Raw genomic sequence first — 13234 nt, forward strand, 5'->3', positions numbered from 1 at the left:
TAGATGTGGGACCGCGCGGCAGTGGCCGAAGGCGCGGAGCTCACGCCGCGCTGCGGGCTCACTCGCGGACCAACGGCTACTCCTTCGCGGTGGGCAGAAACTATCCCCCGTGACACGTGCATGACGCGGCGTCAGCCTACTGAAAGCCAGATGATCTTAACAGCGCGGCTGGTGCCAATCCCCGCTTCGCTGTGCTGACTTGGCGTAGACGATGCGAGGCTTCGCCGGGGAGGGATGCTAACGGAAGCCCCACTGAGGGCCGAACGCCCCCCGGGACTACCGATGCCGCGCGATGAACAGACGTTGAGCTTGCATTTCAGGAAGACACACATCACCAAGCGGTCTCTCCCCGCGCATCCGACTCAGACGGTTCCCGGCCCACGGCTCCGGAGCCGGTGTGCCGGCCTTCTGCCGCTTGGCTCATGGGCCCGGCGGTCTTACGGAGGCTCCGCGGGCGCTTTGTGCCTCCCCTCCACCAGGGGCGACGGGCTGGTCGCCGGGGACAGGATGCGGGCTGCTCCTCCTGGTCCTCGGTGTGCTCGGTCTTCTGCGGGGCCGTCGCGTTGCGCGAGGCCGCGCGCAGGGCGGTGAACAGGCCGCGCAGGATGCGCCGTACCAGGACGAGGGACCCGGAACGCACGTCGGTCAGGTGCCGTCCGGACTGCCGGACGTCGAGGACCTCGCCGACGGTCGAGTGACCGGCTACCAGGAGCGGTGGAGGGAGGGCGGGGCGGCGTCGGGAGACCGGCGGACCGAACGCTTCGACGACGAGGAGTCGGCCCGAGTCTTCGGGGACGCCGTCGACGAGGCCGGGCAGAACTGGCCGCCGGGCTGGGTCGAAGGCCGGGGTTGCATCGAGCCGGACTCCACCGACGCCGACGGCCGAAGCCCCCGCACAGCGGGCTTCGGCCGTCGGTGGGACCGTGGTCTCAGAGGGCGAGGCCCGTGAGGACCAGGACGCGCTCGTAGGTGTAGTCGTCCATCGCGAACTTCACGCCCTCGCGTCCCACACCGGACTGCTTGACGCCGCCGTACGGCATCTGGTCCGCGCGGTAGGAAGGCACGTCGCCGATGACGACACCGCCCACCTCCAGCGCACGGTGCGCACGGAAGGCGCTCTGCAGGTCGTGGGTGAACACGCCTGCCTGGAGGCCGTACTTGGAGTCGTTGACGGCGGCGAAGGCCTCGGCCTCGCCGTCCACCTTCCGCACGGTGAGAACCGGTCCGAAGACCTCCTCGCAGGAGATGGTCGCCTCGGCCGGCACGTCGGTCAGCACGGTCGGCGCATAGGAGGCGCCGTCACGCTTGCCGCCCGCCAGGAGCGTGGCGCCGGCGGCGACGGCCTCGTCGACCCAGGTCTCCACACGCTTCGCCGCGTCCTCGCTCACCAGCGGGCCGACGTCCGTCGCATCGTCCGAGGGGTCGCCGGTGACCTGCGCCTCGACGGCCGCGACGATGCGCGGCAGCAGCCGCTCGTAGATCGCCGCGTCGGCGATCACACGCTGCACGGAGATGCAGGACTGGCCGCCCTGGTAGTTGGAGAAGGTGGCGATGCGGCTCGCGGCCCAGTCCAGGTCCGCGTCGCTCGCGTAGTCACCGAGGACGACGGCCGCGCCGTTGCCGCCGAGCTCCAGGGTGAGGTGCTTGCGCGGTACCGAGTCCATGATCGCGTAGCCGACCCGGTCGGAGCCCGTGAAGGAGATGACGGGCAGCCGCTCGTCCTGGACCAGGGCGGGCATGCGGTCGTTGCCGACCGGCAGGATCGACCAGGACCCGGCGGGCAGGTCGGTCTCGGCGAGCAGGTCACCGATGATCAGGCCGGACAGCGGGGTGGCGGGCGCCGGCTTGAGGATGATCGGGGCGCCCGCGGCGATGGCGGGGGCGATCTTGTGGGCGCACAGGTTCAGCGGGAAGTTGAACGGCGCGATGCCGAGGACGACACCCTTCGGGAAGCGGCGGGTCAGCGCCAGCCGGCCCTGGCCGCCGGCGTCGGTGTCCAGGCGCTGGGCCTCGCCGCCGTTGAAGCGACGGGCCTCCTCGGCCGCGAACCGGAACACGGAGACGGCACGGCCGACCTCACCGCGGGCCCACTTGACGGGCTTGCCGTTCTCGGCGGAGATCAGCTGCGCGATCTCTTCGGTGCGCTCGGCGAGGCGCTTGGACACATGGTCGAGGGCGGCGGCGCGGACGTGGGCCGGCGTGGCGGCGAACTCGTCCCGTACGGCGTACGCGGCGGCCACCGCCTCCTCGACCTGGGCCTCGGTGGGAGCGCTGACCTTGCCGACGAGCCGGCCGTCCCACGGTGAGGTGACGTCGAAGGTGGTCTCACCGGTGGCCCGGCGGCCGGCGAGCCAGAAGGCGTGGGTGGAGGTCATGATCGGGTCCCGGCCCTTCCGAGGTTGGTGGTGCGTGGAGTTCGTGGTCCACGGTAGGCCCGGGGCGGCGATGGGTCGTTTGTCCGGGGAGTAGCAGTACAGGGCGGGTGTTCTACGCCTTGTACAGGCGCGGACGAGCGGCGATCACTCCCCCGCCGCAGCCGTCGCCTTCAGTGCCAGCCACAGCTCCATGCGTACGTCCGGATCGTCGAGCGAACGCCCGAGGATCTCCTCGACCCGCCGCATCCGGTAGCGCAGCGTGTGGCGGTGGACGCCGAGGTCGGCCGCCGCCGCGTCCCACTGGCCGTGGCGGGACAGCCAGGCCCGCAACGAGGCGACCAGGTCGCCCCGCCCCGTGGCGTCGTGTTCGCGCAGGGCGCGCAGCAGTCCGTCAGCGAAGGCGCGCACCGCGTCGTCCGCGAGCAGCGGCAGTACCGAGCCGGCCGCCAGTTCCTCGTGCTCGACCAGCGACCGACCGCGGCGCCGGGCCACCGACAGCGCCTGTTCGGCCTGCTTGTACGCGGCGGCCGCGGCGATCGGACCCGCGGGCGCGGACAGACCCACCACCAGCTCGTCCTCGTCGGCTGTCGCCTGTTCCAGCGTCGCGGCCCGTGCGGCCTGCACCGCGAGCGCGTACTCCTGGCAGGCGGCGACGGCGGCTCCCCCGTCGGTGGCGAGCACCACCAGCCGCTCCCCCTCGGGAACGACGAGCACCGCCTCGCCGGAGCGCGCCGCGGCGGACTCGACGATCTCGGCAAGACCGTTCAGCGGATCGCCGTTCATGTCGGCGGCGGCGAGCACCGCGGCGGCCGGTGCCGTGGGCGCCGTGCGCGCATGACCGTCGGCGTGCGCACGGGCCGCCGACGCGGACGCCGACTCGGCGAGGATCAGCCGGAAGGGCGCGTCGAGGAGGTCGCCGTACAGGTCTCCGGCCACCGCGCGGGCGTGGTCCGGCTCCCCGGCCAGCAGCATGCGCAGCACGGCGGCCCCGATCCGCTGCTCTGCGGCGTGCAGAGACCGGGACCGCTCGGTGGTGAGGGTCAGCAGGGCGATCGCGGAGTGGACGGCGTACCGCTCGGCGGTGCCCGGCGCGGCGGCCGTGCCCACGGCGAGCGCGGCGCGCGGGCGCCGCCCGGTCCCCAGGGAGTGCAGCTCGACCCGGTCCTCACCGCTCGGCCCTCCCACCACGGAACTGGCCGGCGCGGGCCGCTCCCGCAGCCGCTCCACGTCGGCGGTGAGCCGTGCGGCCCGCCGCCCCGCCCACTCGGGTGCGGCCGCGACGACGGCACCCGAGGCGTCGTAGAGCGCGGCCCAGCCGTCGACCTGCCCGGCGAGCGCTGCGAGCAGCCCCTCGGGACCGTCGGTCAGGGCCTGCTTGGTCAGCTCCCGCTGCGCGGCGAAGCCCGCGGTCACGGCCCGGTACTGGTCGGCCGCTATGGCGGCGGAGACGGCCTTGCTGATGGCGAGGAAGGGGGTGCGCCGCGGCACCTCCAGCAGCGGCAGCCCCTCCTCCCGCGCCGCGTCCACCAGGGCCTTCGGGATGTCGTCGTAGTTCACCCCGACGGCGAATCCGAGCCCGACCACTCCCGCGCCCACCAGCCGCCTCACATAGCGGCCCATGGCCTCGGGATCGTCGGCGTCCAGTTTCAGCGCCGTGATCAGCAGCAGTTCGCCGCCCTCCATGTAGGGCACGGGGTCGGCGAGTTCGCTGACGTGCGCCCAGCGGACGGGGACGTCCAGATGGTCCTCGCCCGCGCGCACGGTCAGCTTCAGCGCGGAGTGGTGGACGAGCGAGGCGAGCGTCGGGGGCATGAGGCCTTCAGGTCGGCGCGGACGGGGTTTCTTCACGGAATCCGCGATCCGTCACGGACTCTGTGATCTTTGTGATCCTTTGGCCGCCGCGTATGAACGGCCTATGCCGATTCTGCCTCACCGTACGGTCACCGTGGGCCCGGAAGCCCGGACATCCGACCGCCGTACTCAGCCCCGCAGGTCCACCAGCAGCGGAGGCGCGTGCTCACCCTTCACATTCGTCAGCGAGAGCACCGCGTGCCCGGGAGGGACCGCATGCGCCAGTTCGGAGGCGGACCACCGTTCGCGTTCGACCTGGCGGACGGTCACCGCGCGGGCGGTCGGCGCACGTCCGGTGATCACCCGGCGCAGCGCGTGCAGCGCCTTGCCCGCCGGGGTCTCGGCGATGATCTGCCGGTCGGTGACGTCCCGCGCCTCGATCCACTCCTTGCCCCACACCTCGGCGAAGTCCTGCCCGTCCCAGGGGGTGAGTCCGGACAGGGCCATCCGGCAGCCGGTGGCACCGAGGAGCGGGCCGCGCAGGGGCCGGGGCACGTCGTCGAGGGTGCGCAGGGTGAGCACGGTTCCGGCGTTCGCGGAGCGCAGCCGCTGGATACCCCGGACGGACTCGGGAGTCACCACGCCCGTCGCGTCGTCGAGCACCAGACATGCGAAGAGGGACCGGTCCTCGCGCGTCGCGACACTGGCCGTGAACTGGGCGAGCACCAGCCGCGCGAGGATGCGGGAGGCATCCGCGTGACCGCGCTCGGGCAGGTCGATCCGGACGCGCACCGGATGGTCCAGGGCCCGCAGCGAGAACGGCCGGGACTGCCCGGAGGTGTCGAAGAAGGGGGCGAAGGCGGGCCGGTCGAGCAGGGCGACCCGGTCGGCGAGGACACTTCCCACATCGCCCGGGTGTGCCGCCTGCCGCTCGCGCGCGTCGAGCTCCCGCAGCAGCGAGTCACGCCCGGTGTCCTGCAGGGCCTTGCGCAGCGCGGCGAGCGGACCGGACGCGCCGTCCAGGAGCTGCCGCAGTTCCGGCACGGACGGGAACCGGCCGTGCACGGCCCGGTACGGACCGAGGAGCTGGGCCAGCACGGTCGTGGAGCGGCGGCTGTCCCCGCCGGGATGGGGGTCGGCGAGATCGCCCACGAGCGCCTCGGCCAGCACCGCCGCCGCCTCGTCCGGGTCGGTGGTCCCGCCGTACAGGTCGAGGTCGTAGACGGATTCGGGATGGCCGATGCGGACGACGACGTCATAGGCGTCCGCGGGCCCCAGGCCCGCACCCGCCGCGCCGACGACGACCACGGCGGCCCGTCCGGCCAGCGCCTGCAGACACAGCGACTCCGCGAGGGGCCGGACCACCGAGCCGGTCTTGCCGGAACCCGCGGGCCCCACCGCGACCAGGGAGGTGCCCAGCAGATCGGGGCCGAGGGCGAGCCCGGACCCGCGGAAGGCGTAGGGGTTGCGGGGATCGTCGACGGTGGAACCGAGCCGTACCTGTCCGGTGATCAGATCGTGCACGGCGAGCCGGGCCGGCAGGTCGCGCTCCCCGGAGGGGTGCAGACAGGCGGCCGCGCCCTCCTTGAGGACCGCGCCGGTGAAGGCGGCGAGACTGTGCCGGCCGCTGTGCACGCCCTGCCAGGCGCGCGCGATACGGGCGTGGTCGACATCGCGCATACGTCCCGCGCGGGCGTCGGCGGCGAGCCGGTCGGCGGCGTCCTGCGCCCCCGCGGCGCGCAGCTGGTTCCACTGCGCGGGGTCCTCCTCGGGCGCCGGGGGCCGCTCGTTCACGGGCGGCTCGGCGGCGCGCCACGCGGGCGGCCCGAACCGCCGCCAGACCTCACCCCAGCGGCCCAGCTTGCCGACGGTGATCATGATCGCGAGGGCGATGAGCGTGTAGTAGCCGTACCAGAGGAAGGCGTTCCCGACGCGGTCGCCGCTGTGGCGCCAGGAGCCGGGGGTGAACAGCTCGAGGGGGACGACCCACCAGCCGCCGAGGTAGCCGTTCCACAGCAGCGACCAGATCAGCCAGCCCACCAGGAAGGCGATGAGTGCTCCGCCGAGCAGCTGCCGGGTCGGCGTCCGCTCGGGCTCCTGTGCGGGCCGCGGCCGGTGGCCGAAGCGCCACACGCCGGGCGCCGCCTGCGGCCGTGGCGCCCGCACCCAGGCCAGGAACGCGGGACCGTCCGGGGGCGGTGGTGTCCCGGGGGCGTGCGCCGGCCGGGGCGGCACCTGGGGCGGTCCCGCCGGACGCGGCACGGAACCGGCCCGCGCGACCCGTGCGTCCTGCGTCCCGTCGCTGTCCATCGTCCTGCCCCCTGACCAGCCGCTCCGTGCACCGTCCGCGAGTCAATCTAGCGCCCCCGCCAAGGGAGTTCGCCGCATATGCGGCCGGGACCGCGGGGGCGCGCCCCCGCACGCTATGTCCACCACGGACAAGCGGAGGCGGCCAAGGCGCCCACATGGAGCATGCCCACCTTCCGTTGCCCGCCTTAGCCTGCGAGAAAAGAAGGTAAGCGTCCGAAAAGCACCCCCGCCCGGAACATCCGGCCCACCGCAGCGCGGGTGCGCCGAGTCCCCGGGCCGGTTCGCACGATCATCAGGGAGCCCCCATGACCGCACTTCCCCAGGAGCGTCGCGTCGTCACCGCCATCCCCGGCCCGAAGTCGCAGGAGCTGCAGGCCCGCCGTACCGCCGCGGTCGCGCAGGGCGTGGGCTCCGTGCTGCCGGTCTTCACCACGCGTGCGGGCGGCGGGATCATCGAGGACGTCGACGGCAACCGTCTGATCGACTTCGGCTCCGGCATCGCGGTGACGTCCGTGGGCGCCTCCGCCGAGGCCGTCGTACGCCGTGCCTCCGCGCAGCTGCAGGACTTCACCCACACCTGTTTCATGGTCACGCCGTACGAGGGCTACGTCGCCGTCGCCGAGGCGCTGGCCGAGCTCACCCCGGGTGACCACGCCAAGAAGTCCGCGCTGTTCAACTCGGGCGCCGAGGCCGTCGAGAACGCGGTCAAGATCGCCCGCGCCTACACCAAGCGTCAGGCGGTCGTCGTCTTCGACCACGGCTACCACGGCCGGACCAACCTGACGATGGCGCTGACGTCCAAGAACATGCCGTACAAGCACGGCTTCGGCCCGTTCGCGCCCGAGGTCTACCGCATGCCGCTGGCGTACGCGTACCGCTGGCCGACCGGTCCGGACAACTGCGGCCCCGAGGCCGCCGCGCAGGCCATCGACCAGATCACCAAGCAGGTCGGCGCGGACAACGTGGCCGCGATCATCATCGAGCCGGTGCTCGGCGAGGGCGGCTTCATCGAGCCCGCGAAGGGCTTCCTGCCCGCGCTGCGCAAGTTCGCCACGGACAACGGCATCGTCTTCGTCGCCGACGAGATCCAGTCCGGCTTCTGCCGCACCGGCCAGTGGTTCGCCTGCGAGGACGAGGGCATCGTCCCGGACCTGATCACCACCGCCAAGGGCATCGCGGGCGGTCTGCCGCTCGCCGCCGTCACCGGCCGCGCCGAGATCATGGACGCCGCGCACTCGGGCGGCCTCGGTGGCACCTACGGCGGCAACCCGGTCGCCTGCGCGGGTGCGCTCGGCGCGATCGAGACGATGAAGGAGTTCGACCTCAACGCCCGGGCGAAGGAGATCGAGGAGACCATGAAGGCCCGCCTCACGGCGATGGCCGAGAAGTTCGACATCATCGGCGACATCCGCGGCCGCGGTGCGATGATCGCGATCGAGCTGGTCAAGGACCGCGCCACCAAGGAGCCGAACCCGGAGGCCACCGGCGCACTGGCCAAGGCCTGCCACCAGGAGGGTCTGCTCGTCCTGACCTGCGGCACCTACGGCAACGTGCTGCGCTTCCTGCCCCCGCTCGTCATCGGCCAGGACCTGCTGAACGAGGGCCTCGACATCATCGAGCAGGCCTTCTCGCGCATCTGAACCCTGACCTCCTCCGCCGCCACCGGGGCGGCGGAGGTCAGAGGGTGTGAAGAACGTGTGCGAGGTGGATGGCAAGACGCCCTTCCGGCTGTCGGAGCCGTTTTCCCTGCCGTAGGTTCTACCCAGATGAGAGAAACACCCCACCCACAGGGGACTGTGGGTGACATCGGGCCGAGGCCTCCCCAGCTTCGACCTGGTCGTGCCCTCGCGCACACACCCGGAGCTTCCGGCTCTGGATCTCCTCACCGATCGGACGGCCGCACGCCCCAAACCCCCCGGGGCGGGCGGCACCCCGATCCGGACGGCCGCCTCGGAACCACCCCCGTCGCACCCGCGCAAGCAGGTCACGGGACGTAGACGGGAGAGCTGTCCACCCGAAGGGCCGGCACACACCCCCCCCTTGTGCCGGCCCTTCGGCGTGTCCGGACCCGGGCGCGGCGCCGGCCGGCCCCACGCGCACGTCGTCGCACGGATCGCCCGCCGAGGACCCCACTCCACCCGGCCGCCCGACGAGCCGGGCGCCGGACGGCGATTCCCCGCACACCCGGGCGGATCCACCGAAGCGTCCACGGTCGCTACATTCGGACATATGGACGAGGCGCCCAGACGCATCGACCCCACGACGGACCGGGTGTCCGCCGCACTCGTGCTGGGCTGCTCCCCGGAACAGATCGGCCCCTGCGCCCGCTGCCAGGGACTGACCTGCCGGTACGGCCGCAATGCCCAACCGGTGTGCCCCCAGTGCCGTGCCGTCGGCGTGAGGACCGGGACCGGGCCGGGGTGACGGCCCGGACGCACCGCCCCGGCGACAACCGGACGCTGTGCCGTCCGGCCCACGGCCGGCCTGTCGCCCGGGCGGGACCGTAGCGCAGAGGTCGCCGCGCCCGGTCTCCGACATCGCGAGGACGCCGGTTCGCATCCGGCCGGTTCCGCTCTCCTGCCGCCTGCCTGGCAGGAGGGCCCCGCGTTGGGCCGCGCGGCGGGTGTCGTCGTACCGCTCAGGGATGCCGCACCCGCCACGCGCGGGCACCCGCGGGTACTGCCGGCCGGACTGCCTGCGAAGCTGTACACCGTGTCGCCCATCCCGGAGCCGGACCTCGAGGAAGCGCCCGCGGTGCACGGTGGAATGCCACCGCTCCCGGGGCGGCCGGCTCGCGTTCTGGTCCCACTGGGCCTTCTCTTCCTCCTGCTCTCCTGGCAGGTCGCCGTCCGCGGGCCGCTGGTGCGGGTGGACGAACGGCTGGGCAGGGCCCTGGTCCGTCCGAGCCGGGTCTCCGAACTCCTCGCCGACCTGGGCAGCGCCACCATCGCCGTTCCGCTGCTGGTCATCGTGCTGACCTGGGTCGCCCAGCGGGGCCGGGACGCGGGTGCGCAGCGATGGTGGCTGCCGCCCGCCGCCGCGGCCGGACTGACGGCGGTCTATCCCGTGCTGATCCTCGCCTTGAAGACGCTGTTCGCCCGGCCGGGCCCACCGCTCATGGGCCCGGTCACGGGCTTCTATCCGTCGGGGCACACGGCCACCGCGATGATCGCCTACGGCGCGGCGGCCCTGGTCCTGTCGCCCTGGCTGCACACGCCCCAGGCCCGCCTCCAGCTCCTGGCCGTCTGGCTCACCCTGAACGCGGGCGTCGCCTTCGGGCTGGTCCGCAGCGGTTACCACTGGCCCCTGGACGTGCTGGGCAGTTGGATCCTGTGCGCGATGCTGCTGTACTCGCTGTGGCTCTGCCTCAGCCGAAGTAGCCGTCGAACGTCCGCTGGAACTCCCAGCTCCCGAACCGGTCCCAGTTGATCGACCACGTCATCAGGCCGCGCAGGCCGGGCCAGGTCCCGTGGGTGGTGTACGAACCGCAGTTCGCCTTCCTGGTCAGGCAGTCCAGGGTCTTCGTCACCTCCGACGGGGCCACATAGCCGTTGCCCGCGTTGGTCGACGCCGGCATGCCGATCGCCACCTGGTCGGGCCGCAGCGCCGGGAAGACGTTGTTCGGGTCGCCCGCCACCGGGAAGCCGGTGAGGAGCATGTCGGTCATCGCGATGTGGAAGTCCGCCCCGCCCATGGAGTGGTACTGGTTGTCGAGGCCCATGATCGGGCCGGAGTTGTAGTCCTGGACGTGCAGCAGCGTGAGATCGTCGCGCAGGGCGTAAATCACCGGGAGGTACGCCCCGCACCGGGGATCCTGACCGCCCCACTTGCCCGTGCCGTAGTACTGGTAGCCCATCTGGACGAAGAACGTCTCCGGGGCCATCGTCAGCACGAACGCGGAGCCGTATCTGGCCTTCAGCGTCTTCAGGGCCGAGATCAGGTTGACGATCACCGGGGTCGTCGGGTTCCTGAAGTCCGTGTCGTTCGCGTTCAGGGACAGCGAGTGGCCCTCGAAGTCGATGTCCAGGCCGTCGAGGCCGTAGGTGTCGATGATCTTCGAGACCGAGGAGACGAACGCGTCCCGGGCCGCCGTGGTCGTCAGCTGCACCTGGCCGTTCTGGCCGCCGATCGATATCAGCACCTTCTTGCCGGCCGCCTGCTTGGCCTTGACGGCCGCCTTGAAGTCGGCGTCGCTCTCCACGCCGGCGCACTCGGTGACCGGGCACCGGGTGAAGCGGATGTCGCCCGAGGTGACGGAGGTGGGTTCGCCGAAGGCGAGGTCGATGACGTCCCAGCTGTCGGGGACGTCCGCGAGGCGCGTGTACCCGGAGCCGTTGGCGAAGCTCGCGTGGAGGTAGCCGACCAGGGCGTGCGCCGGGAGGCCGACGGAGCCCCCCGATCCCGTGGCGGTCGTCGCGGTCACCGCCGCCGACTTCGCGGACTCCCCCGCGTCGTTCACGGCCGCCACCTGGAAGGCGTACGCCGTGGCGGGCGCCAGGCCGGTCACGGTGGCCGATGTGCCGGCGACCGTCTGGACCCTCGCGCCGTCCCGGTAGACGGCATAGCTCGTGGCGCCCGTGACCGCCGACCAGGACAGGGCGACGCTCGACGAGGTGACGGTGCCGGTCCTCAGCCCGGACGGCGCGGCGGGCGGCTGGCCCGCGACCGCGCCCGGTCCGACCAGCGAGATGTCGTCGGCGTAGTAGGCGCCCGTGCCGTACCAGCCGTGCGTGTAGATCGTGACCTTGGTGGTGGTGGGGCCGGTGCGGAAGGTCGTCGTGAGCTGCTGCCAGTCCGTCGCCGACTGGGTCCAGGTGGACACGTCGGTGGTGCCGGTGCCGCTCGCGCCCAGGTAGACGTAGCTGCCGCGGACCTGGCCGGCGAGCGTGTACTGCGCGTTCGGTTGCACCGTCACCGTCTGGCTGCACTGGGCGTTGTCGCTGCCGGCCGGGGTCGCCCGCAGGGCCGCGGTGCCGCTGTGCACCGGGGAGCCGACGGTGGTGCCGGCGGTACAGCTCCAGCCGTCGAGGCCGGACTCGAAGCCGCCGTTGCGCGCGAGGTCCACGTCCGCCGCGCGGGCGGCCGGAGCGAGGGCCGCCAGGCCGGGCAGGGCCAGCGCCGTCGCCGTGCACACGGCCAGCAGCCGTCGCCGGACGAGGGGTCTGATGCGATCCACAAGTGCCTCCGGGCATGGGGGAATTGGAGGGTGGAGCGCGCCCAACTTGGTCCAGACCAATTCGGTTGTCAAGACCTCCGCCGGTAGCGGACCGCGGGCGGGGGGCCTGCCGGGAATTCCCGGCAGGCCCCCCGCCCGCGGTCCGGGTCAGCTGTCGAAGCCCAGGCCCAGCCGGTCCATCGTCTTCAGCCAGAGGTTGCGCCGACCGTCGTGCGCGTCGGCACGGGCCAGGGACCACTTGGTCAGTGCGATGCCGGTCCAGGCGAAGGGCTCCGGCGGGAACGGCAGGGGCTTCTTGCGGACCATCTCCAGCTCGGTCCGCTCCGTGCGCTCCCCCGCCAGCAGGTCGAGCATCACCTCGGCACCGAAGCGGGTGGCCCCGACACCGAGGCCCGTGTAGCCGGCCGCGTACGCCACCCTCTCCCGGTACGCCGTCCCGAAGAACGCCGAGAAGCGCGAGCAGGTGTCGATCGCGCCGCCCCACGCATGCGTGAAACGGACGCCCTCCAACTGCGGGAAGCAGCCGAAGAAGTGCTCGGCGAGCTTCGCGTACGTCTCCGGGCGGTCGTCGTACTCGGCCCGCACCCGGCCGCCGTACGAGTAGATCGCGTCGTAGCCGCCCCACAGGATGCGGTTGTCGGCGGAGAGCCGGAAGTAGTGGAACTGGTTGGCCGAGTCGCCGAGGCCCTGGCGCTTGCTCCAGCCGATGGACGCCAGCCGGTCGGGGCTCAGCGGCTCCGTCATCAGCGCGTAGTCGTAGACCGGCACGGTGTAGGAGCGGACCCGCCTGACCAGGTTCGGGAAGATGTTGGTGCCGAGTGCGACGCGGCGGGCGCGCACCCGGCCGTAGGGGGTGCGCACGGCCATGCCGGCCCCGTACGGCTTCAGGGTGAGCGCGGGCGTGCGCTCGTAGACCCGGACGCCCAGCCGGAGGCAGGCCCGCTTGAGCCCCCAGGCCAGCTTGGCCGGGTGGACCAACGCGACGCCCCGGCGGTCGTACAGACCGGCGACGAAGGTCGGCGAGTCGACCTGCTCCCGCACCGCCTCCCCGTCCAGGAACTCGGTGTCCTCGGCAAGCCCCCGGCGCACCGTCTCCTCGTACCAGTCGCGGAGTTCGAAGGCCTGGTACGTCTCGGTCGCCACATCGATCTCGCCGGTGCGCTCGAAGTCGCAGTCCAGAGAGTGGCGGGCGACCGCCTTCTCGATCTCGTCGAGATTGCGGGCGCCCAGCTCCTGCAGCTTGTGGATCTCGTCGGGCCAGCGGGCGACGCCGTTGGCCAGGCCGTGTGTGAGGGAGGCGGCGCAGAAGCCGCCGTTGCGGCCCGAGGCGGCCCAGCCCGCCTCGCGCCCCTCGAGCAGTACGACGTCCCGCTGCGGATCGCGCTCCTTGGCGATGAGCGCGGTCCACAGCCCGCTGTAGCCGCCGCCGACGACCAGCAGATCGCAGGTCTCGGCGCCGGTCAGGGCGGGTTCGGGGTGGGGCCTGCCCGGGTCCTCCAGCCAGTACGGGACCGGCTGGGCTTCGGAAAGAGATGTGGTCCAACGGGTCATGGCGCTCGGGGCCATGATGTCAACTCCCTAC

Annotated in this window: 9 protein-coding genes, 1 tRNA gene and 1 pseudogene; 6 read left to right on the forward strand and 5 right to left on the reverse strand. The window is 72.5% G+C overall.

Translation table 11 applies throughout. The features are described 5' to 3' along the window. Positions 1-535: 535 nt before the first annotated feature. Positions 536-949, forward strand: coding sequence for a hypothetical protein (locus tag ACSHXN_RS12725; protein WP_356296404.1), 414 nt, complete (start codon positions 536-538; stop codon positions 947-949). Here the strand turns inward: ACSHXN_RS12725 and ACSHXN_RS12730 are convergent. From ACSHXN_RS12730 to ACSHXN_RS12740, 3 genes are all read right to left on the reverse strand, one after another. Then, positions 930-2375: an aldehyde dehydrogenase family protein gene (locus ACSHXN_RS12730; RefSeq protein ID WP_438303124.1), complete on the reverse strand. Its 1446-nt coding sequence runs from the start codon at positions 2373-2375 to the stop codon at positions 930-932. The two genes, ACSHXN_RS12725 and ACSHXN_RS12730, sit on opposite strands and share 20 nt — an antisense overlap. 144 nt (positions 2376-2519) lie before the next feature. After that, positions 2520-4187: a PucR family transcriptional regulator gene (locus tag ACSHXN_RS12735; RefSeq protein ID WP_355140796.1), complete on the reverse strand. Its 1668-nt coding sequence runs from the start codon at positions 4185-4187 to the stop codon at positions 2520-2522. A gap of 168 nt (positions 4188-4355) precedes the next feature. Beyond that, on the reverse strand, positions 4356-6476 hold the full coding sequence (locus ACSHXN_RS12740) for an ATP-binding protein (protein WP_355140797.1): 2121 nt from the start codon (positions 6474-6476) through the stop codon (positions 4356-4358). A 305-nt stretch (positions 6477-6781) separates the two neighbouring features. On the opposite strand from ACSHXN_RS12740, the gene gabT reads away from it, so the two are divergent. The 5 genes and pseudogenes from gabT to ACSHXN_RS12765 all read left to right on the forward strand — a co-directional run bounded on the left by gabT (position 6782) and on the right by ACSHXN_RS12765 (position 9905). Further along, the gene (gene gabT, locus ACSHXN_RS12745; protein ID WP_355140798.1) at positions 6782-8116 is read left to right on the forward strand and encodes a 4-aminobutyrate--2-oxoglutarate transaminase; all 1335 of its coding nucleotides are present in this window, start codon (positions 6782-6784) and stop codon (positions 8114-8116) included. A 156-nt stretch (positions 8117-8272) separates the two neighbouring features. Beyond that, positions 8273-8455: pseudogene (locus ACSHXN_RS12750) on the forward strand (phosphatase PAP2 family protein); the annotation flags it as partial. A gap of 250 nt (positions 8456-8705) precedes the next feature. Next, positions 8706-8900, forward strand: a complete 195-nt coding sequence (locus ACSHXN_RS12755) for a hypothetical protein (protein WP_438303125.1) — start codon at positions 8706-8708, stop codon at positions 8898-8900. A gap of 73 nt (positions 8901-8973) precedes the next feature. Then, a tRNA-Arg gene (locus ACSHXN_RS12760) sits at positions 8974-9048 on the forward strand. A gap of 140 nt (positions 9049-9188) precedes the next feature. Further along, positions 9189-9905 carry a phosphatase PAP2 family protein gene (locus tag ACSHXN_RS12765; protein WP_356113557.1) on the forward strand — a complete coding sequence of 239 codons (717 nt, stop codon included), beginning with the start codon at positions 9189-9191 and terminating at the stop codon, positions 9903-9905. Here the strand turns inward: ACSHXN_RS12765 and ACSHXN_RS12770 are convergent. Next, positions 9844-11652: a chitinase gene (locus ACSHXN_RS12770; protein WP_355140801.1), complete on the reverse strand. Its 1809-nt coding sequence runs from the start codon at positions 11650-11652 to the stop codon at positions 9844-9846. The two genes, ACSHXN_RS12765 and ACSHXN_RS12770, sit on opposite strands and share 62 nt — an antisense overlap. 147 nt (positions 11653-11799) lie before the next feature. Beyond that, positions 11800-13218: an NAD(P)/FAD-dependent oxidoreductase gene (locus tag ACSHXN_RS12775; protein WP_355131893.1), complete on the reverse strand. Its 1419-nt coding sequence runs from the start codon at positions 13216-13218 to the stop codon at positions 11800-11802. Between the last annotated feature and the right edge of the window lie 16 nt (positions 13219-13234).

The organism is Streptomyces sp. HUAS TT11, assembly GCF_051553595.1.
GTDB lineage: Bacteria > Actinomycetota > Actinomycetes > Streptomycetales > Streptomycetaceae > Streptomyces.